The organism is Aquamicrobium segne, from assembly GCF_042656785.1.
Taxonomy (GTDB): Bacteria; Pseudomonadota; Alphaproteobacteria; order Rhizobiales; family Rhizobiaceae; genus Mesorhizobium; species Mesorhizobium segne.
This window is the reverse complement of the sequence record NZ_JBHSLL010000003.1, coordinates 17,277-41,490: the sequence shown is the minus strand read 5'-3', so window position 1 is coordinate 41,490 and position 24,214 is coordinate 17,277. Positions and strand designations below refer to the sequence as shown.

At 61.0% G+C, this 24,214-nt stretch carries 24 protein-coding genes and 2 pseudogenes; 16 read left to right on the top strand and 10 right to left on the bottom strand.

All coding sequences use genetic code 11. The features are described 5' to 3' along the window. The first annotated feature begins 515 nt into the window (after nucleotides 1-515). From ACFPLB_RS00560 to cydX, 12 genes are all read left to right on the top strand, one after another. The gene (locus tag ACFPLB_RS00560) at nucleotides 516-1,523 is read left to right on the top strand and encodes a L,D-transpeptidase family protein (protein ID WP_378227316.1); all 1,008 of its coding nucleotides are present in this window, start codon (nucleotides 516-518) and stop codon (nucleotides 1,521-1,523) included. Nucleotides 1,524-2,008: 485 nt separating this feature from the next. Continuing rightward, nucleotides 2,009-2,695, top strand: coding sequence for a L,D-transpeptidase (locus ACFPLB_RS00555; protein ID WP_035029365.1), 687 nt, complete (start codon nucleotides 2,009-2,011; stop codon nucleotides 2,693-2,695). 74 nt (nucleotides 2,696-2,769) lie between these two features. After that, complete coding sequence (locus ACFPLB_RS00550; protein ID WP_009452645.1) at nucleotides 2,770-3,402, top strand: DsbA family protein; 633 nt, start codon at nucleotides 2,770-2,772, stop codon at nucleotides 3,400-3,402. Between the two features lie 12 nt (nucleotides 3,403-3,414). Continuing rightward, complete coding sequence (locus ACFPLB_RS00545; RefSeq protein WP_009452646.1) at nucleotides 3,415-4,281, top strand: peptidylprolyl isomerase; 867 nt, start codon at nucleotides 3,415-3,417, stop codon at nucleotides 4,279-4,281. Next, nucleotides 4,265-4,840 carry a L,D-transpeptidase gene (locus ACFPLB_RS00540; protein WP_009452647.1) on the top strand — a complete coding sequence of 192 codons (576 nt, stop codon included), beginning with the start codon at nucleotides 4,265-4,267 and terminating at the stop codon, nucleotides 4,838-4,840. Before ACFPLB_RS00545 ends, ACFPLB_RS00540 begins: the two co-directional genes overlap by 17 nt. After that, the gene (locus ACFPLB_RS00535) at nucleotides 4,840-5,895 is read left to right on the top strand and encodes a flavin-containing monooxygenase (protein ID WP_378227315.1); all 1,056 of its coding nucleotides are present in this window, start codon (nucleotides 4,840-4,842) and stop codon (nucleotides 5,893-5,895) included. Before ACFPLB_RS00540 ends, ACFPLB_RS00535 begins: the two co-directional genes overlap by 1 nt. Nucleotides 5,896-6,126: 231 nt before the next feature. Beyond that, the gene (locus ACFPLB_RS00530) at nucleotides 6,127-6,699 is read left to right on the top strand and encodes a GbsR/MarR family transcriptional regulator (RefSeq protein WP_378227422.1); all 573 of its coding nucleotides are present in this window, start codon (nucleotides 6,127-6,129) and stop codon (nucleotides 6,697-6,699) included. 13 nt (nucleotides 6,700-6,712) lie between these two features. Next, on the top strand, nucleotides 6,713-8,446 hold the full coding sequence (cydD, locus tag ACFPLB_RS00525) for a thiol reductant ABC exporter subunit CydD (protein ID WP_378227314.1): 1,734 nt from the start codon (nucleotides 6,713-6,715) through the stop codon (nucleotides 8,444-8,446). Further along, nucleotides 8,443-10,134 (top strand): thiol reductant ABC exporter subunit CydC, encoded by a 1,692-nt coding sequence (gene cydC, locus ACFPLB_RS00520; RefSeq protein WP_378227313.1) that lies wholly within the window; start codon nucleotides 8,443-8,445, stop codon nucleotides 10,132-10,134. The genes cydD and cydC overlap by 4 nt, the downstream gene beginning before the upstream one ends. 21 nt (nucleotides 10,135-10,155) lie before the next feature. Continuing rightward, complete coding sequence (locus ACFPLB_RS00515; RefSeq protein WP_378227312.1) at nucleotides 10,156-11,733, top strand: cytochrome ubiquinol oxidase subunit I; 1,578 nt, start codon at nucleotides 10,156-10,158, stop codon at nucleotides 11,731-11,733. Between the two features lie 6 nt (nucleotides 11,734-11,739). Beyond that, the gene (gene cydB, locus ACFPLB_RS00510; protein ID WP_378227310.1) at nucleotides 11,740-12,897 is read left to right on the top strand and encodes a cytochrome d ubiquinol oxidase subunit II; all 1,158 of its coding nucleotides are present in this window, start codon (nucleotides 11,740-11,742) and stop codon (nucleotides 12,895-12,897) included. A gap of 125 nt (nucleotides 12,898-13,022) precedes the next feature. After that, a complete protein-coding gene (gene cydX / locus ACFPLB_RS00505; RefSeq protein WP_082206143.1) occupies nucleotides 13,023-13,136 on the top strand; it encodes a cytochrome bd-I oxidase subunit CydX in 114 nt (37 codons plus the stop codon). 70 nt (nucleotides 13,137-13,206) lie between these two features. Here the strand turns inward: cydX and ACFPLB_RS00500 are convergent, their stop codons facing one another. Continuing rightward, nucleotides 13,207-13,905 carry a heparan-alpha-glucosaminide N-acetyltransferase gene (locus ACFPLB_RS00500; RefSeq protein WP_378227308.1) on the bottom strand — a complete coding sequence of 233 codons (699 nt, stop codon included), beginning with the start codon at nucleotides 13,903-13,905 and terminating at the stop codon, nucleotides 13,207-13,209. Between the two features lie 137 nt (nucleotides 13,906-14,042). Here ACFPLB_RS00500 and ACFPLB_RS00495 point away from each other — a divergent pair, with 137 nt between their 5' ends. Further along, nucleotides 14,043-14,780: a cytochrome c biogenesis CcdA family protein gene (locus tag ACFPLB_RS00495; protein WP_050475065.1), complete on the top strand. Its 738-nt coding sequence runs from the start codon at nucleotides 14,043-14,045 to the stop codon at nucleotides 14,778-14,780. A 29-nt stretch (nucleotides 14,781-14,809) separates the two neighbouring features. On the opposite strand, the gene ACFPLB_RS00490 is transcribed toward ACFPLB_RS00495, so the two are convergent. Together ACFPLB_RS00490 and ACFPLB_RS00485 are read right to left on the bottom strand one after the other, a co-directional pair. Then, nucleotides 14,810-15,727 carry a cation diffusion facilitator family transporter gene (locus ACFPLB_RS00490; RefSeq protein WP_378227307.1) on the bottom strand — a complete coding sequence of 306 codons (918 nt, stop codon included), beginning with the start codon at nucleotides 15,725-15,727 and terminating at the stop codon, nucleotides 14,810-14,812. A 133-nt stretch (nucleotides 15,728-15,860) separates the two neighbouring features. Then, nucleotides 15,861-17,147 (bottom strand): Nramp family divalent metal transporter, encoded by a 1,287-nt coding sequence (locus ACFPLB_RS00485; protein WP_378227306.1) that lies wholly within the window; start codon nucleotides 17,145-17,147, stop codon nucleotides 15,861-15,863. A gap of 184 nt (nucleotides 17,148-17,331) precedes the next feature. On the opposite strand from ACFPLB_RS00485, the gene mntR reads away from it, so the two are divergent. Continuing rightward, entirely contained in the window at nucleotides 17,332-17,772 is a 441-nt protein-coding gene (gene mntR / locus ACFPLB_RS00480) for a manganese-binding transcriptional regulator MntR (protein WP_378227305.1), read from the top strand. Nucleotides 17,773-17,821: 49 nt separating this feature from the next. Here mntR and ACFPLB_RS00475 read toward each other — a convergent pair whose 3' ends face one another. From ACFPLB_RS00475 to ACFPLB_RS00455, 5 genes are all read right to left on the bottom strand, one after another. Then, nucleotides 17,822-18,307 (bottom strand): cytochrome b, encoded by a 486-nt coding sequence (locus ACFPLB_RS00475; protein WP_378227304.1) that lies wholly within the window; start codon nucleotides 18,305-18,307, stop codon nucleotides 17,822-17,824. A 143-nt stretch (nucleotides 18,308-18,450) separates the two neighbouring features. Further along, nucleotides 18,451-19,917, bottom strand: a complete 1,467-nt coding sequence (locus ACFPLB_RS00470; protein ID WP_378227303.1) for a multicopper oxidase family protein — start codon at nucleotides 19,915-19,917, stop codon at nucleotides 18,451-18,453. A 90-nt stretch (nucleotides 19,918-20,007) separates the two neighbouring features. After that, nucleotides 20,008-20,358 (bottom strand): hypothetical protein, encoded by a 351-nt coding sequence (locus tag ACFPLB_RS00465; protein WP_378227302.1) that lies wholly within the window; start codon nucleotides 20,356-20,358, stop codon nucleotides 20,008-20,010. Between the two features lie 95 nt (nucleotides 20,359-20,453). Then, nucleotides 20,454-20,945 carry a DUF305 domain-containing protein gene (locus ACFPLB_RS00460; RefSeq protein WP_378227301.1) on the bottom strand — a complete coding sequence of 164 codons (492 nt, stop codon included), beginning with the start codon at nucleotides 20,943-20,945 and terminating at the stop codon, nucleotides 20,454-20,456. Nucleotides 20,946-20,961: 16 nt separating this feature from the next. Next, entirely contained in the window at nucleotides 20,962-21,723 is a 762-nt protein-coding gene (locus tag ACFPLB_RS00455; RefSeq protein ID WP_378227300.1) for a MauE/DoxX family redox-associated membrane protein, read from the bottom strand. A gap of 252 nt (nucleotides 21,724-21,975) precedes the next feature. Between ACFPLB_RS00455 and ACFPLB_RS00450 the strand changes: the two genes are divergently transcribed. Further along, the gene (locus ACFPLB_RS00450) at nucleotides 21,976-22,236 is read left to right on the top strand and encodes a DUF411 domain-containing protein (protein WP_378227421.1); all 261 of its coding nucleotides are present in this window, start codon (nucleotides 21,976-21,978) and stop codon (nucleotides 22,234-22,236) included. A 61-nt stretch (nucleotides 22,237-22,297) separates the two neighbouring features. Here ACFPLB_RS00450 and ACFPLB_RS00445 read toward each other — a convergent pair whose 3' ends face one another. Together ACFPLB_RS00445 and ACFPLB_RS00440 are read right to left on the bottom strand one after the other, a co-directional pair. Further along, a complete protein-coding gene (locus tag ACFPLB_RS00445; RefSeq protein WP_378227299.1) occupies nucleotides 22,298-23,041 on the bottom strand; it encodes a GGDEF domain-containing protein in 744 nt (247 codons plus the stop codon). A 191-nt stretch (nucleotides 23,042-23,232) separates the two neighbouring features. Continuing rightward, nucleotides 23,233-23,820: pseudogene (locus ACFPLB_RS00440) on the bottom strand (arsenic resistance protein); the annotation flags it as partial. Here ACFPLB_RS00440 and ACFPLB_RS00435 point away from each other — a divergent pair. Beyond that, nucleotides 23,815-24,210, top strand: a pseudogene (locus tag ACFPLB_RS00435) (hypothetical protein); the annotation flags it as partial. The pseudogenes ACFPLB_RS00440 and ACFPLB_RS00435 overlap by 6 nt on opposite strands. Nucleotides 24,211-24,214 lie beyond the last annotated feature (4 nt).

Genomic DNA, 24,214 nt, shown 5'->3' with positions numbered 1-24,214 from the left:
TCAGAACGGAGTAGGCGGCGGCACCCGCGGCGAAGAAGGAAAATATGAAAAGCGACATGAACTGGACCGCTGTCTCCCGAGACTGCGGTCCATTGTTTCACAGCAGAATGGAGCCGGCCATTCAAGGCCGTGTGATACAGATGTTATTCTGGCGTCGATACCGCTGCGGGAAGGCGCGTCTCGGCCTGAATATGATACAGGCTGAAGCTGAACACCGCGGCAATGAAAAGGACGAGCCCCAGAAGCACGACCATGTTCATTTTTGATCGGCGGCGTGTGATTCGCAGCGTTTCTGCACTAGTCAGATGGTCCAATCTCTTCACCGTTCTAAATTATCTTCAGGCCCGCAAGCAGGGTTGCTCCCTTTAAACCCCAACTGACGCGAGCAACAGGAGGGTCGATGCGGTGATGTGTCGCTCGCGAATTCGTCAGACGCAACCGGCCGTTAACTATGCTAGCAACAGAATAAGGATGGTGTTCTCTGCCGCTCCGAGGCTCGGATCTGGTTCTGTTTCATGTTCTACGCGTTAAAAGCAATGTCCGTCGGCCTTCTTGCCATTTCACTCAGCGGTTGCGTCTCGAGTGTGCTGGATGTCGACAACAAGGCTTCCCAGCCTATTCCGGCCTTGCTGGTCGCCGAGATGTCGAGAAAGTCGATGTCTCCCTCTTCGCCGATCCTTGTTCGCATTTTCAAACAGGAGAGCGAGCTGGAAATATGGAAGCAGGATCGCACCGGCAAATATGCTCTCCTGAAAACATACCCGATGTGCCGATGGTCCGGGAAACTCGGCCCGAAGACCCGTGAAGGCGACCGTCAGGCGCCGGAAGGCTTTTACCACGTCAATGCGGGAATGCTGAACCCCACCTCCCAATATTACCTGTCTTTCAATCTCGGCTATCCGAACCGGCTTGAAGCGGCACTGGGGTATTCGGGCGACGCCCTGATGGTGCACGGCGCCTGCACCTCCTCGGGATGCTATGCGCTAACCGATGATGGGGTCGCCGAGATCTACGCCGTCGCGCGCGAGGCTTTGAAGGGCAGCCAACAGTCCTTTCAGGTTCAGGCTTTTCCCTTCCGCATGACGCCGCAAAATATGGCGAAGCATCGTGATGACCCCAACTTTGCGTTCTGGACCGACCTGAAGCGCGGCTACGACAGCTTCGAGGTAACGCGTCGCCAGCCCAGGATTTCGCATTGCGGCGGTCGATATGTCGTGGACACAGAGTTTGAGGCCGGCGAGCCGCGCAATCCGCTTGCTGCCTGTCCACCGGCCGTCAACCAGTCTCATCCGGCGATAGCCGATCGTACGCAAACCGATTTACGACAGGCAGACATACTGGTTTCGAGCGGGAGTGCGCTGTCAGCTCATTCTTACGTAGACGGTGGGATGCATCCGAGCTTTCGCAGGCTACTGAAACGGAATGGTCAGGATGCGCTTGCGAAGCGAACATCGCCGCGGTCTTCTGTGCCCGTCAGTCGGCCCGACGCAGCGCTCGCGGACCCGCATTCTCCGGACGAGTAACGGACATGTTGCGTGGTTTTCTGTCACTGCTGGTCGCCCTGTTGTTGACCCTGCATTTGAGCGCTGCAGCGTCCATCGCGGCACCGGCAACAGACGGTCGCAGCCTGGTTTCATCAGATCTCTTCATAAATACTGGAGAAAGCTCCGAAATCTCTGCGGTCGACGACAACAATCCCGCACCGGAACCCCTCCCTTCATCCTGTCACGATCATTGCGCCAAACTGATGGCCTACACCGCATATCCCTCGGTGCCAACAACTGTCGAACCATGCAGGGATTTTGGCGAGTTCCGCTTGGAGTCAGCCGGCGTTTCCGGCTTACTCCGACCTCCCCGATAGCAAGACGCAAGGGGTGTGAATACGACGGCGGGCAAGCCTTTGACCGTCGAGCAATGTATCGCACTTCGCCCTTCAGTACGACCGCTAATCGCGGCGATATTGTCAGCTATAAGGAGCGAAGCTTTGAGCTCGAATTATCAAGACGTGATGCTATCACGTCGCAAACTTCTCACTGTGGCTGCGGCTGCGACAGCAACTGTGGCTCTACCAGGCTGTGCGACAATCCAGGTTGCGCCAGCCACTCCCGAACCCGAAAAACCCGCTGTAGATGTCGGATATGCCCGGATGTATGGGGCGATGCCGGAGGAAGATTACCCAATCCCTGCTGTCGATTTAAGCAAGGTGAAGCGTCGCTACTATCGTCAACTCGTCAACGATCCGACCGGCGAACGGCCTGGGACGATTGTCGTCGACACCTCCGCATTCCATCTCTATCTCGTGCTGCCCGATGGGAAGGCGATGCGCTACGGCGTAGGGTTGGGACGTCAGGGTTTTACATGGTCAGGGTCTGGCGTCATTCAGTACAAGCGGCGCTGGCCGCGGTGGACTCCTCCTGAGGAAATGATTGCGCGACAACCAGAACTTGAGAAATACAGCGCAGCCAATGGCGGCATGGATCCAGGGCTTAACAACCCGCTCGGTGCACGCGCTCTCTATATTTTCCAGGATGGTGTGGACACACTTTACCGAATTCACGGCTCGCCAGAATACTGGACCATCGGCAAAGCCGTATCCAGCGGATGCGTCCGACTGATCAACCAGGACATCATCGACCTCTACAATCGTGTTTCGACGCCGGCACCCGTGATCGTTCGGGGCGGTTCGACAGCTTAGATGTCAGCACGAAAAATCACTTGAACCTCTAGCGGGCAGAGCTTGTAGCCTCCGGCTTTCAAAAGGATTCACCCATGAAACGTCGCAATTTTCTCATCTGCACTTCAGCCATGGCGCTGGCTTGCGCTGCATCGCCACTGGCATTTGCACAGCCAACCGAGCAGGAGCTTCTCGTGCCAGGAGCCCTGCCGGACAAGACATTCGGCACCGACGATGCACCTGTAACTATCATCGAATACGCGTCTCTGACTTGTCCGCATTGCAGAACATTCCATATCGACGTCTGGCCCGGCCTGAAGGAGAAATATGTCGATACCGGAAAGGTGCGCTTCATCATGCGCGAATTCCCGTTCGACCCGCGCTCCACCGCCGGCTTCATGCTGGCGCGGTGCGCGGGCGACGAAAAGTGGTATCCGACCCTCGACCTTCTTTATCGAACCCAGGAGACATGGGCCCGCGCCTCAGACGGAACAGGCGCCATGAAATCTGTCATGGGCATGACCGGCATGGACGAAGCCGCGTTCGAAGCATGCCTTCAGAATGAGGAACTGATGCAGCAGGTGCAAGCGGTTGCAGAAGTTGGGCGCGGCTTTGGCGTCGATTCCACCCCTACTTTCTTCATCAATGGCAAAATGTACAAGGGTGCTCTGAGCGTCGCGCAGTTCAGCGACACCATCGATCCGCTGCTTGCAGCGTCGGGCCAGTAGGGACGCCATCAGATGACAATCTTATTTTCCAATTCTTCAAGAAGCCTGCGTCGGATCGCCCTGGCTCTTCTGATGACCACAGCATGTAGTTCGGCATTCGCACAGCCGGAAGACGTTGTCGCCCGCGTGAACGGTAGCGACATAACACGTGCAGACGTCGCGGTGGCTCAGGAGATGTATGATTCCCAACTCGGGACCATGCCAGACGATGCCAAACTCTCTGTTATCGTCGATACGCTGATCGAAATGCGGATCATCTCCGACGCAGCGAAGAAAGCAGGTATCGCAGATCAGGACGAATACAAGCGCCAGATGCAGTTCTTTGAACAGCAGACACTGCGGGCCAATTTCATGGAGCAGAAGGCCGCTGAAGCCGTTACCGAAGACGCTATCCGCCAAATCTACGATCAGCAGGTCGCTTCGATACCGGTGGTTACCGAGCGACGGCTGCGCCATATCCTGGTGGCATCTGAAGACGAGGCGAAGCAGATCATCACTGCTCTCGGAGAAGGTACCTCCTTCGCCGATCTTGCCGCCAAGAGTTCCCTCGATGCCGTGTCGAAAGTAAACGGCGGAGATTTGGGCTTCGTCCCCGAGGGGCAGACAGTACCGGAAGTCGATGAGGCGGCCAAAAGGCTGAAGACAGGCGACTACACCAACGAGCCGGTGCGGTCTCCATTCGGGTTTCACGTCATCAAGCTCGAGGAGAGCCGCGACAGGCCGCCACCCGCCTTCGAGTTGGTCGAACCGCAAATCCGTCAATCTCTGAAGGCTGCCGAAGAACGTCGGATTTCAGCTGAGTTGCGGGCCATAGCAAAGGTCGAGAAGCTCGTGCCGGATGTTAGGGCTCCGCAGGAGGATGATGGCCATGACCATTGACCGTCGGGCGTTCGGCTTTGGCCTTCTGGCTGCCGCTGCGGGTTCTCTCACGCCGGTCAGCGCTTTCGCAAATGCTCGACCTGTCAAAATCGAGCAGCGATTTCTGCCCCAACGGGTCAGACACAATTTCACGGAGCCTGTCGGTACCATCATCGTCGCGCCGCGTGAGCGGTTTCTGTACCTCCTGGAAAGCCCTACGCTGGCACGCCGCTACGGGATAGGGGTGGGTAAAGCCGGGCTGGCGTTCAAGGGCAGCGCAATTATCGAGCGCAAGGCCAAGTGGCCTTCATGGCGCCCCACACCGAACATGATCAAGCGAGACCCGCAACGTTATGCAAGACACGCAGGCGGCGTTCCGGGTGGCCCGAATAACCCCCTCGGTGCGCGAGCGCTCTACCTCTATCGAAACGGACGCGACACATATTACCGCATTCATGGAACCAACGAGCCGTGGACGATCGGCAAGGCGGTTTCCAACGGATGCATCCGCATGCTCAATGATCACGTCCGGGAACTCTATGAGTTAACGCCCATAGGTACGCGCGTCGTGGTGGTGTGATGAACCGGCACATCCTCGTCATCGGGGCTGGCCAGGCCGGTCTTGCCGCAGGCTACCACCTGCGCAGGGCCGGCCTATCTTACATCATCGTTGACGGGAGCAACCGCGTTGGCGATGTCTGGCGTAACCGATATGACAGCCTGACTTTGTTCACCACCCGTCAGTTCAGTGTGTTGCCGGGAATGCAGATTCCGGGCAACCGGGACGGCTACGCCGATCGCGACGAGTTCGCCGAGTATCTGGAATCTTATGTCCGGCACTTTGAGCTTCCGGTCAAACTCGGGGCACACGTGTCGCGTCTGGCCAAGTCTGCCGACGGTTTCGAAGCGATGCTCTCAAATGGCGATATCATCTCTGCAACCGAAGTAATAATCGCCACCGGAGCATTTCAGGTTCCGATCGTTCCCCCCATCTCAGCGGAGTTGGGTTACGAGGTCCTGCAGTTGACGGCGGCAACATTCCGCAACTGCAACCAGTTGCCCGATGGGCCCGTTCTGGTAGTCGGAGATGGAACAAGCGGACGCGACATAGCGATTGAATCCAGGAAGCGCCAACCCGTCCTGCTCTCCGCCGGCAAACCGCGAAAGCTTCTACCGGAACACATTCTGGGAAAGTCGATTTGGTGGTGGCTCAACCTTGTTGGCGCATTGGAAGCACCGGCAACATCTTTCCGGGGCCGCATAGTCAGAAAAACCGACGCTTTCCCGGACAGGGGTTTGCGAGACGAGGCATTGCAGAAGCTCGGTATCCGGCTCATGAGCCGGCTTGTGGGGGCGGAAGCAGATGTCGTGAAGTTTTCAGACGGCAAACTCGCTCAGGTCCGTACGGTGATCTGGGCTGTTGGCTATCGCGACGAAACCGAATGGGTGGACATCGAAGACGCAGTCCATGCCAAGACCGGCTTCGTCCACTCAGAAGGCGTGTCTCCGGTTAAGGGCCTCTACTTCCTGGGGAGGCCATGGCAGCGCAATCGCTCTTCCGCTCTGATCATGGGTGCAGGCCCTGATGCCGCGTCAGTGATCAGGAAACTGAGAACTGATCACGTGCAGGCGTAGCGACACCTCGTCGGTTCACGATGTAGTCATCGTCCAATATACGACAAGAATGGTTTGGTGACAGCGTAGGTGCCGCACGACGGCACGGTTTCGAGGCCGAAGCTTTCCAAACATCAGTATAGCGTCGCACCCGTGACAAACCGCCTCGCGCATCCGCTTGGCGGTTGATCCGCTTCGCATGTTAACTTACATGAATTTCAGAAATTTCTGAAATTCATGAAGTTGCATACTATGAACCTCTCCCCAACTATTCAGGCCTTCGTCTTGCATTTCGGCGAAATGGGCAACCGCTGGGGCATCAACCGTACTGTCGGGCAGATTTATGCACTGCTCTACGTCTCGCCGAAACCACTCTGCGCCGACGCCATCGTCGAGGCGCTCGGCATTTCGCGGTCCAACGTCTCGATGAGCCTTCGCGAGCTTCAGGCGTGGAATCTCGTCATCCTGAAGCATGTTCCCGGCGACCGGCGTGATTTCTTCACCGCCCCCGACGATGTCTGGCAGATTTTCCGCACGCTCGCAGAGGAGCGCAAGAAGCGAGAGGTCGATCCAACCCTGTCGGTGTTGCGCGACCTTCTGATGCTAGAACCCGCCAATGACGACGAGCGCTATGCCCGCGCGCGCCTTTCGGAGATGCACGGTCTGATCGAACAGGTGACCAACTGGTACGACGACGTCAAGAAACTCGATACCGGGCGGCTTGCGTCACTCCTGTCGCTCGGATCGAAGGTCACGCGGCTTCTGGACGCACGGGACAGGATCATCTCAATAGGACGCGGGCGCAAGAAAGCGGACCGCTCATGAGCGGTTCGGGACCATGAGCGCGCAGGTCACAACCACGGCGCGCGCCGCTACCGATGCAGGTGATCCGTCTGCCCGCGCCGCCGCTCCTGCTACGTCGACGACGAGGCCCGGCCTACCCCGTTTTGCCGCTGCCCTTCAGATATCCGCCTCGCTTCTGTGGATACCGCAGGCGGCAGCCATCGCCTTCGCCATTGGCAACATCGCCGATGGCGCGCCCGCGCAGGCGGCGATCCTGCCTGCTTTCTGCATCTTTCTGCTCGGAGTCCTGCGCGCGGGGCTCGACCGTGCCGGCACGACCCGCGCCTGGGACGATGCCCGCGTCCGCCTTTCCGCCCTGCGCGCCAATGCCGCCGCCGCCGTCGCAACCCGTTCTCCGCTCGATGCGTCCCGGCCTTCCTCCGGCCTCGTCGCCAGCACGCTCACCGAGCAGGCCGACGACATCGTACCCTGGCTCGCGCGGTTTCTGCCGCTGCGCACCCGCGCTGCGGTCGTTCCGCCGATCATTCTAGGCTTCGTATTCGTCTTTTCGTGGGTCGCCGCCCTCGCCTTGCTGATGGCAGCGCCCGTCATACCCATCTTTATGGCGCTGATCGGCTGGCAGGCGAAAGCGGCCAGCGAAAGGCAGCTTACCCGTATGGGTAACATGAACGCCTTCCTTCTCGATCGGCTGCGCGGACTCGCCACCATCCGCGCCTTCGATGCGGTGGATAGTACCGCCCTCCGGCTGCGCGCAAACGCAGAAGAATTGCGAACCTCCACCATGGCGGTGTTGCGCATCGCCTTCTTGTCGTCGGCCGTACTGGAACTGTTCGCCGCCCTGGGTGTGGCGCTGGTGGCGGTCTATGTCGGGTTTCATTTTCTGGGAGAACTGAACTTCGGTGCTTGGGGCGGAAAGCTGACGCTGGCGCAGGGTCTCTTCGTCCTGCTGCTCGCGCCCGCCTTCTTCGAGCCGCTACGTGATCTCTCGTCCGTCTGGCACGACCGCGCCGCCGGGCAAGCAGGACTGGAGGCGCTCGACCGCATTACGCGGGGCGGAACGAAAATCGTTGGCGGCCCGGAAAGTACAGCCGTCGAAGTCTCCGGTGCGCTTTCGGTGTGGATCGACGGCCTCACCTTCCGCCATGCCGAATCGGCGAACGCGACCTTCAGCGATTTCGCCCTATCCATCGACCCCGGCGAACATGTCGCGGTGATGGCCCCTAGCGGTGGCGGAAAATCCACCTTGCTGGCGCTTGTCGCGGGCCTTTCGTCGCCCGATAACGGCATCGTCCGGCTTGGCGGCGAACCGATGAACCATGCCAGTGCCGCTCACCTGCGCGCTCGCATCGCATGGCTCGGCCAGCCCCCGCATATCTTTTCCGGCACGCTCCGCAGCAACATCACACTCGGGCGACCAGGCATCGGCACGAGGGACGTTGCCCACGCCACGGAAGCCGCCCATATCGCACACCTTGCCGCGCAACGTGGCCATGCGATGATCGGCGAGAACGGAGCCGGCCTGTCGGGCGGCGAGACTTTGCGGCTGGCGCTGGCGCGTGCGGCTGTGGGCATCCGGCCCGGCCTAATCCTTGTGGACGAGCCGACCGCCCATCTCGATTCTGTCACAGCCACTGAAATTACCGACCGCCTGCTGGCCATCGCGGAAGGGACAACACTGGTCGTCGCCACCCACGATCCCGCGCTTGCGGCCCGCATGGACCGCGTGGTCATGCTGCCCGCTCCTGCGCAGCTTGAGGTTCTGGCATGAGCCGTCTCTCCGCCCTACGCCCCGTGCTCGCCCTGTTCTGGACCGGTGACCGCCGCATGCTCGTCTATGGCACCCTGCTGTCTTTCATCACAGCACTTGCCGGCATTGCTTTGCTCGGGCTGTCCGGCTGGTTCATCGCCGCAACGTCGATCGCAGGCCTCACGCTCATCACGGCGCTCACTTTCGACGTGTTCATGCCGTCCGCCGGCATCCGCCTTCTTGCCATAGGCCGCACCGCCTCGCGCTACGGCGAAAGGCTTGTCACCCACGACGCCACGCTAGGCGTGCTGGCTCACCTGCGCGAGCACGTGTTTCGCGGGTTCGCCCGTGCCGACGCAGCACGTGGTCTGGCCGCCAACCCGTCACGGCTCCTGTTTCGGCTCACCATCGATATCGACGCCCTCGATTCGCTTTACCTGCGGGTGCTGGCGCCCGTGCTTGTCGCAGCCGGCGCAGCCCTGGCCATCGCAGCTGCGCTCGCTTTCGTCCACCCCTTGCTCGGCCTTTCCTCCGCCATCGTCCTGCTGGCCGCGGGCCTTGGTATTCCGTTTCTCGCCTCTCGCCGCGCTGCAGCATTCGCCCGCCGCCGCGCCCACGCGTTAGAGGCCCTGCGGTCGCGCTCCATCGACCTCGTGCGGGGACAGGCCGACCTTGCCATGACGAATCGTCTTGGCGCGCAGGTTCGTGCCATCGAAGCCGCAGACATTCGTCTGGCCCAGGCCGACCGCGCGCTTAATCGTGCCGAGGCCGGTGCGGGCTTCGGTCTCGGCATTCTATCTGCAGCCCTGCTCGCCGGCGTCTTGCTTGCAGCCGCCTTCCTTGCCGAAGCCGGCACCATCGGCGCACCAATCGCCACTTTTGCCGTGCTGCTGGCGCTTGCCAGCCTGGAACCCTTCGCGCTCCTGCGCCGCGGCGCGGTCGAGTTCGGCCGCACACTTCAGGCGGCAACGCGTCTCGGCCCGCGCCTGACGAACCGCTCAGACCCACCTAAGCTCGGCCGTTCCGCAGAACATGGCATGGCGATCAGGCTGGAGTCTGTAAGCGTCGGCCATCCCGGCGCGGCGCGTTCGGTCCTGTCCGACATTTCCGTCGCCATCCGCCCCGGCGAACGCATCGCGCTGGTGGGTGCGAGCGGAGTTGGCAAATCCACGCTTCTATCGCTGTTAGCCGGAGAACTGAACGCTTCAAGCGGCAATCTCACTGTCCATCCCTGTGGCCTGCTCACCCAACGCACTGAGCTTTTCCGCGACACGCTGCGTGGCAATCTCGCGCTCGCCCGCCCCGGCGCATCCGATACCGAAATGATATCGGCGCTCGAAGCTGCGGGGCTGGCAAGCTATGTCGCATCTCTGCCCGGCGGTCTCGACACGATACTCGGCGAGGGCGGTGCCGGGCTTTCCGCTGGTCAGGCGCGCCGTCTGGCGCTTGCTCGCCTGCTGTTGCGCGATGCGGCCCTCTGGCTGCTCGACGAGCCGACAGAAGGCCTCGACGGTAACACTGCACGTGACGTGGTCGCGCGCCTCGATGAACGCGCCACCGGCCGCATCCTGGTCGTCGCCACCCACACACGCCGCGAGGCGTCGCTTGCCGACCGTATCCTCGTGCTGCGCGACGGCCGCATCGCCGCCGACGTTGCGCGCGGCACACCCGCCTTTGACATGGAACTCAGCCAGCTGAGGCCCGATTGACATGACCCACCGGAGCCAGAAATGGAACTGAACATCGTCGACCTATCGCGGCTGCAATTCGCCATCACCGCGCTGTACCACTTCCTTTTCGTGCCGCTCACCATCGGCCTGTCGATTCTGATGGCGATCATGGAAACGGTCTACGTCATGACCGGCCGTGACATCTGGCGGCAGATGACCAAGTTCTGGGGTACGCTCTTCGGCATCAACTTCGTGCTCGGCGTTGCCACCGGCATCGTCATGGAATTCCAGTTCGGCATGAACTGGAGCTATTACAGCCACTATGTCGGCGATATTTTCGGCGCGCCGCTGGCGCTCGAGGGGCTGATGGCCTTCTTCCTCGAGGCCACCTTCGTCGGCCTATTCTTTTTCGGCTGGGACAAGCTGTCGAAACTCGGCCACCTCGCCGCCACGTGGGCGGTTGCGCTCGGCTCCAACTTCTCGGCCTTGTGGATTCTCATCGCCAACGGCTGGATGCAGAACCCGGTCGGTTCCGCCTTCAACCCGCAGACCATGCGCATGGAGGTGGACGACTTCTATGCCGTCATCTTCAATCCCGTCGCGCAGGCCAAGTTCGTCCACACGGTCTCGGCCGGCTATGTCGTCGCCTCCATCTTCGTGCTCGGCGTGTCGGCCTGGTATCTGCTCAAGGGTAGGCACATCGCGCTCGCCAAACGTTCGATGACGGTCGCGGCCTCGTTCGGTCTCGCCGCGTCCCTGTCGGTCGTGGTGCTGGGCGACGAGAGCGGCTACCTTTCCACCGAGCACCAGAAGATGAAGCTCGCGGCGATCGAGGCGATGTGGCACACCGAACCCGCGCCCGCCGCATTCACCGTCATCGGCATGCCCGATCAGGCCAAGCGCAAGACGCATTACGCCGTCCGAGTGCCGTGGGTGATGGGCCTGATCGGCACCCGCTCGCTCACCGCCGAAATCCCCGGCATCCACGAACTGGTTGAACTAGCCGAGACCCGCATCCGGCAGGGTATCATCGCCTTCGACGCGCTCCAGTCGATCCGTGCGGCCAACAGCGCCGCCGCCATCCCCGACGACGTCGCCACCCGCTTTGAGGATACCGGACGCTATCTCGGTTATGCGCTCCTGTTGCGTCCCTATCTGGACGATCCGCGCCAGGCGACCGACGAGCAGATCACTCAGGCCGCATGGGACACCGTCCCGCATGTACCGGTCCTGTTCTGGGCCTTCCGGGTCATGGTCGGCCTCGGCATGTTCTTCATCGTCCTCACTGCCACCTTCTTCTACCTGTCGGCCCGCCACCAGCTTGACCGCTATCCGTGGTTGCTCAAGCTCGCGGTGTTTTCGATCCCGCTGCCGTGGATCGCGGCTGAAGCAGGCTGGATCGTCGCCGAGGTCGGTCGCCAGCCATGGGTGATCGAGGGTGTGCTGCCCACCGCCGCCGCCGTTTCCGATCTTGGAGCGACCACCGTGCTGTTCACCATCGCCGGCTTCGCGGCCATCTATACGGTGCTGTTCATCATCGAGGTAACGTTGATGCTCGCTGCGATCAGGAAAGGCCCGGACGAAGACCATGAACCCGAACAGAAGCTTCTCCCCGAAGCGCTCGAACCCGCGGAGTAGGCCCTCATGATTCTGCACGAACTCATCGATTACCAGACCCTGCGTCTGATCTGGTGGCTGCTGCTCGGCATTCTCATTATCGGCTTCGCGGTGATGGACGGCTTCGACCTCGGCACCCAAACCCTGCTGCCCTTCGTGGCGGAATCCGACCTCGAGCGCCGCGTCGTCATCAATGCGGTCGGACCGATCTGGGAAGGCAACCAGGTGTGGCTCATCCTCGGCGCGGGCGCGATCTTCGCCGCATGGCCGCCGCTCTATGCCGTGTCGTTCTCCAGCTTCTACCTCGCCATGTTCGCCATCATCGCCGCACTCATCCTGCGCCCAGTCGGCTTCAAGTACCGCTCCAAACGCGAAAGCCCGCGCTGGCGCGCCAGCTGGGACTGGGCCCTGTTCATCGGTGGCGTCGTGCCAACGCTGATCTTCGGTGTCGCGGTCGGCAATGTGCTACAGGGCGTTCCCTTCCGTCTCGGCCCTGATTTGCGCATCTTCTACGACGGCTCGACCCTGTTGGAGCTGCTCAATCCCTTCGCGCTCCTGTGCGGGCTCCTGTCAGTGACGATGTTGGTCATGCATGGCGCGTCATGGCTAGTGCTAAAGACCAGCGGCCCGGTCGCCGACCGCGCCCGACGCTTCGGCACGCTCGCGGCGACGGCCACCGTCGTCCTGTTTGCGCTTGGCGGCCTGTGGGTTGCGGTTGGCATCGAAGGCTACCGCTTCGTCTCCGACATCGTCACCGACGGGCCATCCAACCCGCTCGCAAAGACCGCCGAACAGGGCGCCGGCTTCTGGTTCGCCAACTACGCCGCCCAACCATGGACGCTCGCGGCGCCCGCGCTCGGCTTTGCAGGTTCACTTCTGGCGCTGCGGTTCCTCGCCCTGCGCCGTGAGGTGCTGACGCTTCTGTCGAGCGGGCTGTCGGTTCTCGGCATCATCGCCACCGTCGGGCTGGCGATGTTCCCGTTTATCCTACCGTCGTCGATCGACCCGAATTCCAGCCTGACCGTCTGGGACGCCTCATCGAGCCACTTGACGCTATTCATCATGCTGGTTTCGACGGGGATCTTCCTGCCCATCATCGCGCTCTACACCACGTGGGTCTACCGCGTTCTATGGGGCAAGGTGGACGAGAAAGAAATCAGCGATGGCTCCGGCCACGCTTATTAGCCAATCCTGCACAAGTGGAAACCGGTTCTGCGTCCGCAATAGCATAGAAATTTTTGAAACCGCCGCATTGGGTCAAAAATCAGGAACCTGTTTCCGGCTCAATGCGGTTAGAAAGGACAAGCTTCATGTGGTACTTCGCCTGGCTACTTGGCCTGCCGCTCGCCGCCGCCTTCGCCGTCCTTAACGCTATGTGGTACGAACTGGTGGAAGACGATGAGAAAAAGGATGCGTCGTCTTGAGTAACGATCTCAGTCGGAGTCGTTCAAATCCGGCCGGCCGCTGCAAGCGAACATGCACTCTATTAGAAACCTATAAGATCTGAGCAAGCGGTATAATGATCGCCAGCATGATCGGCTGGTGCAGCAGGTAAATCATCAGGCTGCGCTTCCCCATCCAGACGAGTGCATCCCCTGAATGGCCAGCCGGCAAGAAGCGGTCGAGTGCGCTTTCTTTTCTCCTATCGACCAACATTTTCGTTCCGGCCATCCCTATGAGGGTAATGCCAACCCACGGGAAGATCGGTACGAAATCGTTACTCGGCGGCACGCTCTGCGCAAATCCGATCCAGGCGAGCCAGCGTGTGTCGAAGAGTTCCGACTGCCAAAAAGAAGGGACAAGTACCATGGCAAGGCCACCGGCAAGACTTAACCACCAAGGTGTACGCAGGAAGAAAGAGCCCACCAATGTCGCGACGGCGATAGCATGCAGGATGCCGAAGTAAATGAACGTTGCCGGAAAAACATTCCATGTCACCAGTGTAATGGCCGCAGCCGCGATGCTGATCTTTGCAAGACGGCGCAGATAAGCGCCCGCTCGGAACGGAGCGCGGGAGGATAAGACAAGGCCGACCCCGACCAGCATCATGAAGCTTCCGGCAAGCACGCGCCCAAAGCCGAGCCAGAGTGGATGGTATGCGATACCTGAAATGAAACCAGTAAATTCGAGGTCCCACACAAAATGGAACAGCACTACGCCGGCAATTGCCAGACCGCGCCACGCATCGACCATGTAAACACGGGCTATTGTCTCGATATCGCTTCTCCTCTCCGCAAAAACATTTTGTAAAAGCTCATCCCGCTAGAGGGTCAAGATGTCGCTGCTGCAGCGCATTGACCCTCTAGCGGGATGAGCTTGTATACGCGGGCATGGAATTCGAGATCTCAAATATCGGCGTGGTGGCGGCGATCGCTGCCGGTGCCATTTCCTTCCTGTCACCCTGCGTGCTTCCGCTGGTGCCGGGCTATGTGTCGTTTATAGCCGGCAACTCCACCCGGGCTGAACGCAGCGATCCGGACAACAAAATGTCCGTCGCCTGGCTGAGTATATGTTTCATCCTTGGCTTCTCGACGGTGTTCGTCATACTGGGAGCTGGAGCCACCGCCCTTGGCCAGTCGCTTCGCGCCTACAGTTACGAAGCCGGCATCATCGGCGGTGTCATTGTCATAATCTTCGGCCTTTTCACCACCGGGCTTCTGCGGCTGCCCATGCTGCAAAGGGACGTCCGCTACCATGGCAGCCTGTTCACCGGCGGGCCGACGGGCGCATACTTGCTTGGTCTGGCATTCGCGTTCGGCTGGACGCCTTGCATCGGCCCGATTCTCGGGGCAATCCTGACAGTCAGCGCTGTGTCGGCGACGGCACTGGATGGCGTCGCGCTCTTGGCGCTCTACTCCCTTGGCCTGGGAATACCCTTCTTTCTGGCCGCGCTTTTCACAGATCGACTGATTGCATTCCTTCCCAGCCTACGTAAGACCGGGCGAGCGCTGCAGGTGACCGCCGGCGTCATCATGATCATCATGGGTCTCGCCATGGTGAGCGGCTACATGACCTGGTTCGCGTTCTGGCTGCTGGAGAAATTTCCGGTTTTCGGGTCGATCGGCTAAGACCAGCCAATCGCGTGAAACCTTAGGGATCATATCGTATCGGCTCGACGAAGGGCGCCGCGGGGATCGACCTGAACGGTCACATGATCGATCGCGTAGCGCTCCTTCAGCCAGGCCCTGATTGCGGGAGGCAACTGAAGCGGATCGCCCCCCGGTGCCGGCGTGACATGAACCGTGGCGACGACGGTGTCGTCCGTCAGCGTCCACGCATGAAAATGACCCGCTTCCTCAACCTGGGGTAACTCGCTGAGTTCCCGTTCAACGTCGCTGGCATCCAGCCCGCGCGGCACCGCCTGCAGTAGTACCCGGATCGAGTCGCTCACCAGTGTCCAGGCCGAACGGACCACCAGAAGCGCTACCAGAACCGAAAGGATCGGATCGAGCACCGTCCAATCCGTCAGCATGATGCCGACGGCGGCAGCGATGGCCCCAACCGATCCCAGAAGATCGCCGACGACATGAAGCAACGCTCCGCGAAGGTTGCTGTCACCCTGGGAACCTCGCATGAGGATCCAGGCTCCCGCCATATTGACCAGCAGCCCCACCGTCGCGACGGTGAGCATCGGACCCGCCAGAACCTCGACCGGCTGTTTGATGCGACCGACAGCTTCCCACGCGATCCAGGCAACCAGAAGAAGCAGGGTCGCCCCGTTTGCCAGCGCGGCAAGGACGCGCACGCGATGGAACCCGTAGGTCCGGGTGTTGTCCGCAGGCCGGCGAGCCACGCGATAGGCGATCAGCGCAAGAAGTAGTGCTGCCGCGTCCGACACCATGTGACCGGAGTCCGCGATCAGCGCGAGCGAACCGGAGAGCCAGCCGCCGATTGCCTGCACAGCGGCGTAACCGGCAGTGAAGATGAAGACGAGCCGAATACGCCGCTCATTGCCGGCGGTCACAGACGTTCTGTGGTCATGCCCGTAATCATGTCCATGAGTTTGCGAGTTCATGTTTCCATCTTCGCCATGTTTCCGCTCCCGTCACAAACCCTTTTTAATTTTTCTTAACCCCACATGGCTCTGGACCATGTGTTGCGAAGAGTGAACGAACAGGTCAGCCCTGTCGGAGTCGGGACGCGTCCCCTCAGCCCGCCAGAAACGGCACAGAGACGCCAAATACGTTCGCGAGCAACGTAAAATTCAGTCCGAGAACGATCGTGGCCCCGATGAACGCAAGGCACCGTACGGCCGGCCGCATTGCGTATTCGCCCATGACGTCCCGTCGAGAGGTGAATATGATCAGGGCTATCATCGGCACTGGCAGGGCGATCGACAACACGACTTGGCTCATCACCAACGCTTGGGTCGGATTGACGCCCATCGCGACGACCACGAAGGCCGGCGCCATGGTAACGAGGCGCCGCAGCCATATCGGGATATGGAAATGCAGAAAGCCCTGCATGATCGTTTGCCCCGCCATGGTGCCCACCACAGAACTCGAAACCCCCGAGGTAATCAGGGAAACGAGGAACACGGAGGCAGCCGCGGCTCCAAGCAACGGCGTCAGCATATGATAGGCGGTTTCGATTTCGGCCACGTCACTGTTGCCCTGATGAAAGGCGCTTGCGGCCATGATGACCATCGCCATGTTGACCATTCCCGCGATGGCCAGAGCGATCACAACCTCGATGTTGGAGTAGCGCAGCACCTTGCGGCGGTCATTTTCATTCCGGATACGGACACGCGACTGGGTCAGGCTCGAATGCAGGTAAATGGCGTGTGGCATTACTGTAGCGCCGATGATGCCGACTGCGATTGTCAGTGCGGCAGCGTCAGGAAGCTGCGGCGTGACCAGTCCAACAGCCGCCTGTCCCCAGTCGACCGGGGCTATCAGCAGTTCGATAAGGTAACAAAGGCCGATGATGGCCACCATCGTGCCGATGATAAGTTCCATCGGCCTGAAACCATGTTTCTCGAAGATCAGGATGCCATACGTCACTATGGCCGTGACCGACATGCCCCAGAATATGGGAAGGTCGAAGAGCAGCGCCAGACCGATGGCGCCACCGAGAAACTCCGCCAGATCCGTCGCCATGGCCGCCACTTCGCTGATCGCCCACATCACCCACACCACTGGTGCCGGGAACCTGTCACGCGACATTTCGGCAAGGTTCTTGCCTGTCACGATGCCGAGGCGGGCGGACAATGCCTGGAAAAGCATGGCGATAAGGTTTGCCAGAAGCACGACCCAGAGCAACTGGTACCCATAGCCCGCGCCGGCCTGGATGTTTGTCGCGAAATTGCCCGGATCGACATAGGCGATCGAGGCGATCACCGCCGGCCCGGCAAAAAGGAGGCGGCTGGTAAAGCCGCGTCGCTCACCGGATAGTACCGCAGCCATCCCGTGGCGCGTGCGCTCTGTATCGTACATGAGGGTATATCCTGATGCGGTTGCAACTGGATTTATAGCCTATGCTATATTATGTGCAATAGGGTAATGATAAGCGCGGCGCATGATCCGGGCGGTCCGTTTGCCAATTCGCGGAAACAATTATACCCTTGGCTAACTTTGAGCCTTGCGCCCATCTCTCCGAGCACGCGAATAACTGGTACAGATGACTAAGCCCAACAACTCACCGCCCCGTCCGGCCCAGCACGCACGCCGCTTCGCACATGTCCGGGAATGTCAGGCAAGCGCGCTTATCGAAGACTACGTCGAGATGATCGGCGACCTGATTGAAATCAATGGAGAGGCGAGAATTGCGGACATCGCCGCGCGAATGGGCGTGGCGCAACCTACCGCAACCAAGGCTGTCGCGAGGCTGAAACGGCAAGGTTTGGCGACGTCGCGTCCCTATCGCGGAATCTTCCTGACCGAGGAAGGCAAGCAGCTTGCCGACCGGGTGCGGTCACGCCATCTCATCGTCGTTCAGTTCCTGGTTGCCCTCGGAGTGCCGGAGGAAACAGCTCAGATTGACGGCGAAGGCATCGAGCATCACGTGTCGGAACACACTCTGGCAGCGTTCGAGAAGTTCCTGGGAATGGCCGAACTTTAGCTTTGCGTCACACCCTCCAGCCAACCGCAAGCCTCCGGGACAGCCTGCCTCAACCTCGCGGGCGAAGGATGCGGATTAACACGCCGTCACGCATCACGGCATGAATGATTGCCGCGCCGATATGAAGGACGAGCATCGCAAGAATCAGATTCGCACCGAAGACGTGAAGCGGCGCGATGGAGAAAGTGATGTAGCTCGCGATGAAGCCGATGGCTGCCTGTCCCAGGAGCACAGCGTAGAAGGCTAGGTGAAGGAGCCGGGCCGCCGCCGATGCACGGCTTTCCCGCCTCAGGACCGGCACGATCCCATGGGAGCGCCACCGCAGGAACAGCCGCAGCACCATAAGCACCCCGATCGCCATTCCGGACCAGTTGTGCACCGAGTGAAGCAGCAAGTCGGTCGGGTCCGGCTGAAGTCCGGCATGCACGGCGTCGTGCGTCCGCCCGATGCTGCCGCCCGTCTGGTACTGGACGAGCACGAGGGTAGCAACGAGCCAGTGCAGGACAATCTGAATGAGCGAGTAGCCGGGTTTCATGGTCAGGTTCTCGCGAAAACGCGTTGAAATCGAATTAACGGTCAGCCGATCGCATATTCGGCGCCGGGTTCCAGCCGAAAAGACGATCGATCGCGCGGTTGCAGGTCTCAAGCGGGGCGCGTGAAAGTGCCCCGCTTGATGCTTCAGGCCGAGACCGCGAACTCGGTCATCATCCCGGTCTCCAGATGCGGCATGTGATGGCAGTGCAGCATCCAGCGCGCTGCCTCACCGGCGTCGAGCGCGACCGTCACCATGGACATCGGCGGCACATAGATAGTGTCGCGCCTCGCGCCCAAGATGCGCTGGCCGTTCACGCCGACGACTTGGAACGTGTGGCCGTGCAGGTGCATGGGATGGCCCATCATCGACATGTTGTGGAACATGATCTCGACCCGCTCGCCCGAGCGGGCGGCGACGGGATTGTGCTCGCCCCAGACCCTGCCGTCGATGGTCCAGCGATAGGGCTGCATCGTGCCGCCCAGCATGACCATGGGGCTGCGCTGCGTCTCGCGTTCCGGCAGCGGCACCAGCGCGACGAGACGCGTTTCCTGCGACAGGTCGGTGTCGAAGGCGGGGGCCTCTTCATCGGCCAGCGCGGACAGCCGGGGAACCGCCGCCCCCGGGGCGGCAAGGACGAGGCCTGTCCTCTCCCGCGCGCCTTCGCGCAGCGCGAGGATTGGCCAGGCGCCCGTACTGTCGAGATCGAGCTCGAGATCGAGCCTCTGCCCCATCGCGATGCCGAACCGCGAGCCGGTCAGGGGCTGGACGCCTTGGCCGTCGACCGCGACCAGCCGCGCCTCGACCTGCCCGGTGTCGATCCAGAACACCGTGGCCGCGGCCGCGTTCACGATGCGCAGCCGCACGCGGCCATTGCGCTCGACGCGGATGACGTCGGGATCGGAAAGCGTCCGGTCATTTGTCAGATAGGCGTCCCAGTCATAATCGTTCAGGTCCATCTCCATGCCGGCCATGCCCGCCATTCCGTTCATGGCCATGCCGCTATCGCCCTGCATTCCTTGCATCATCTCATGGTTCATGCCGCCGTGATCCATGTCGCTCTGGCCGGAAGGCGGATGACCTTGGGTGATTTCCTCCATGACTTCGGCCGGCGACTTGAAGGCGAAATCGTGCAGGAACATCACCACCTCCTGCCGGTCGGCGCTGGCGTCCGCCTCGCTGCGGACGATGAGCGGTGCGGCCAGAAGGCGCATTTCGTGCAAGGGGATGTGGGCGTGCATCCAGTAGGTGCCGGGAATGGTGGCAAAATCGTAACCCCGGGCCTCGCCGGGCGTCAGCTTGGGCATGGGCATATCCGGAACGCCGTCCTGTTCGTTGGGCGGGATCTGTCCGTGCCAGTGGATCAGCGTGGCCTCCGGCAGCTCGTTGGTAAGGTCGACGCGGAAGCGCTGGCCGGGGTGGAGCACGAGACCCTGTCCCGATGGCCCCTCAAGGCCCCATACGGTCGCCGCGCGTCCGTCGATATCGAGAACGCGGGACGCGGCCCGTAGGCGGGTGGCCGGCGCTTGCGCGAAGCCCGGCCGGGTGAAGGAAGTTGCCGCAAGTGCAGCGGCGCTCGCGGCGAGAAAGCCGCGTCTGGACATCATGGTCATGATCGTCTCCAAGGGGAAGCCGTCCGGCTCCCCGTCTCTGAATTGAAAATTGGTCCGTTCGGGGTGTCGCCATTCCGGTCGGTGAAAGATTCAGAGGAGACGCGGCTTGGGAGGTCGTTCCGTCAGCATCGGCTCGATGCCTTGCAACAAGCGCAGGGCTCGCGGCGCTGGAACCGATCGGGTCACGCGATGTGTATCGCCCTCGCCGGTGATGCCATGGAAGACCTGCAAGCCGGCGCAGACCCATGCGCAGGCGGCGGCATCGCGGGCGCAATCGGTCTGCCCGGCGCATGCATGCGCCTCCTCCATGCCGTCGGGTTCACTCGTCATGCCCGTCATGTGGGCCGCCGGCATGTTGGCCATCGGCGCCTGATAGGCGCGCGCCAACGTCGGGGCGATCCCGATCGTCAGGACGGTAATGAGCACGAGTATCAGGCGCATGATCGGCAAAAGATTACGCTATTGGACCAGGATGTCGATGCGACATGATCTGCCGGTTCGGGATGATCGCTGCCCTGAGCCGGAAATGACTGCCCTCACTGATCGAGGCGCTCATTGATCCGCTCCATGATCTGGATTTCGGAACGCTGAGCCTCGACGATCTCATCACAGAGCGCGACAAGTTCAGCATCGCGCAGATCAGCTTCACGGCACATCAGGATAGCGCCGGAATGATGCGGGATCATCGACGCGATGAACTGGCGGTCGTCGATCAGCGCCTGGGCGCGGGTTGCGCCGAAGGATACGACAGTGAGCGCCAGGAACGCGACATGAAGGGCGATGTTGAGCCGCTTGCGGGGGAACATGCCCGGCATGGTCGCCAGCATGAAGATGCCCATCGGTGCCCACATGGTGATGGCCATGTGGAGCATGTTGAGATTGTTGCGGAAATCCCCGAGCCCGTCGATCATCGTGAACATGACGACGTACATGACGATCAGGCCCAGCGCCATGTTGATCCAGAACATCAGATAGGGACGTCCGCCGGAGCCGTGGCCATGGTGACCGGAATGAGAGGACTGCGCCATATCGGTACTCCTTTCCTCAGTGGCCGAGGCCGACGCCGACCGGCTTGAGCAGCATCCAGACGGCCATGCCGACCATCATCAGGTTTTCCGTCAGCGACACGAAGCCCAGCGGCACGTTGCTGTCGCCGCCGACGCAGGCGCATTTGAGTTCGCGCTTGTCGATGTAAACCGCCTTGAAGACCGAGCCCGCGCCGATCACGCCGATGAAGAGCGCGACGGGAATGGACAACCACACCAACGCCCCGGCGATCATGAGAATGCCGGCGAGCGCCTCGGCGAACGGATAGATATATGAGTATCGCACCCAGCGCTGCGCCAGGAGGTCGTAGTTGAGGAACATAGTGGCGAAGCCTTCCACATCCTTGAGCTTTTGCAGAGCGAGGAGACACATGGAGATGGCGATGAACCACTCAGCCGCCTCGACGGTAATCAGGCTGCCGAGCGCCGCCCAACTCGCGGCGAGCGCCATGAGCGCCGCCATCGAGAACAACGCGGCCACCGGCGTATAGGTCGTTGCGTCCTTGTCCCTCACCTCCTTGCCGAAGAAGGCGAGAAGATTGTCATAGCCGCCGATCCGCTTCCCATCGATGAAGGTCTGCGGCGTCGTCTCGACGCCGTGCTCTGCCTTGAAGGCGTCGATCTCGGCGCGCGAGGTCAGTTCGTGATCCTCGACCTCGTAGCCTTCGCGCCTGAGCAGATCGAGCGATTTCAGACCCCATGGACAGGTGTGCTCCGCCGTCACCATCCGGTGGAGTTCGGCGTGTTTTCCAGATGCCATTCTCCGTTCCTTCGATATTCGGCACCTTTTGCCCTGACGCGCTCTTGCGTAGATGCAATCCTGCCGCCATGGATAAACCGCAAAGCCGGCCTGGGAGTTCCATATGCGATCGGTCCCGGCGGGCTGATGGCAGCCTCCCCGCCATACAAGGCGCAGAGTGCAGGGCGAGGGAGCAGCCCCTTGGTGCTAAGGTGAACCGGGTTGGGCGCGTGCGGAGCGCGTTCTTTACCGTAGCAGATCGTCTGACCGAAGATCTGGCACTCTCAAGACGATCCGGGCATCCTGGTCGGTCTGCAATCCTGCCACACTGGCATCATCGCAGGCTATGCGGTCGAGGGTCATGTTCCGGCCGGAGACGTGCTGCGCTTGATCGCAGAACGCCCCTCGGCGGCGGGGATCGCCGTGCCGGGCATGCCACTCGGTTCGCCCGGCATGGAGATGGGCCAGCGGCGCGATCCCTACGACGTGATCCTATTCTGCCCGGCTGGTCGCTCGGTCATCGCCCACTACTAGATCAGGATGAAGGCGATGGGAGGGGTCCCGAACGGTCCATCTCACGATGGCCAGCCACAGTTCATGCGGCCGGATCCAGTGCGGGCGCGTGAACAGGACGGTTGCGCTTGAAACGATACAGATCCTTGTCGGTGCTCACGAGCATATCCTTGAACGACATTCCCGACCGACAGCGCTGCTGGCTGATCGTCATCGATAACGCATAGTCGCCAAGTCCGCTCCGTTTCCGGAATTCCTGCATCGTCTCTTCGTTGACACGCCGGCGCAGCGTGTCGAAATTCTTGCCGTCGATACGTGCGACGAACGCGCAGAACTCGTCACCGCCAATGCGGGCGATCAGTGCGTCATCCCCGAGAACGCGCATCAAGGCAGTGGATGCCGTAAGCACGGCCTCGTCTCCCACGCTGTGGCCGTATCGATCATTGATCTGCTTCAGGTAGTCGATATCGGCGAGTATGAATGTGCCCCCCACACCGATAGACTGCGCAAGCTCGAACTGTTCGATAAAGCTGCGCCGGTTGAGCAAGCCCGTCAGCGGATCCGTCATGGCGCGCCGGCTCAGTTCCGCGTTCTTCTGAAGCATTTCCCGATAGGAGCGATTCAGCTGTTCGAATCGAGTGAAAATCAGGAGGCTGATCGGAATCCCGACTGCAAACGGCAGAATCAGCCTCACCGCGATGGTGATCGCGTCAGCTTCAGCACCAACGAGCCAACGGGCCCCCGTCGAGATCGATATCGTCAGGCAGGCCGCAGCCAGTGTCGTAATCGCTGTTCTTCGAACCACATAGCCCGAGGGATACCTCAACGTGCGTCTCTCACCTCTCGATTGATCGTGTTTCGTAACCAAGTATCAAATAGATGGTGCCAATCCAGTTAAGGCAATCGGTAAAATGTCCGCCAAGCCGTACTGAAGAAGTGACGGTCGGGGGGGCACCACGCCGCAGAACACAGTGCCAGGCCCGCTTCCGCTCCATTTTCCTGCTGTGAACGAAAGCATCAACGATGAGCCTTTGATGTAGGAGAAAGCCCGGCGTCCCGTTCGTACCAGCCCTTCGAGCGGTTCACGATCCAGACGACGGACAGCATGACCGGAACCTCGATCAGCACGCCGACGACCGTGGCGAGCGCCGCGCCGGACTGGAAGCCGAGCAGGCTGATCGCGGCGGCGACAGCGAGTTCGAAGAAGTTCGACGCGCCAATCAGTGCCGAGGACCGGCGACGCAATTCGCCCGCCAGCCGGTTGAGCAGATAGGCCAGGCCGGAATTGAAATAGACCTGTATCAGGATCGGCACGGCCAGCAGACCGATGATCGCGGGCTGGATGATGATCTGTTCGCCCTGGAAGCCGAACAGCAGAACCAGCGTCGCTAGCAGTGCAACGAGCGAAGCCGGACCGAGCTTTGCCAGAAGCCCGTCGAGCGCGGCCTGCCCGCCGCTCGCCAGCAGGCGGCGGCGCATAATCTGCGCGATGATGACCTGGATGACGATATAGAGCACGACGGACAGCACAAGCGTGCCCCACGGCACGGTGATCGCCGACAGGCCCAGCAGCAACCCGACGATCGGCGCGAAGGCGACGCAGAGTGGAACGAGAGGCTTGGTGTGAGAGCGAAAATCCCCGCCAACACGCGCCGTTCGACCAATATCGGGACTTTCCGCGCCTATGTAGAGGCCTACCTGCGCAACCATCCGGGCGTGCATCAAGCAATGACCATTATGGTTCGTCAGCTTCCTTCCGGTCCCGAGGGGTTGCCGCTCGAGATCTACTGCTTCACCAACACGACAGCCTGGGGAGCCTACGAAGGCATCCAGGCCGACATATTCGATCATCTCTATGCCATCCTGCCGGAGTTCGACCTGCGCGTATTCCAGAGTCCGAGCGGCCTGGACCTTCAGATACTGTCCTCCTGCCGAAGCAAAGACGAAGATGTGCTGTTCGCCGAGAGCCGGCCGGTCCGACGGAAGAGCCTCTAAAACG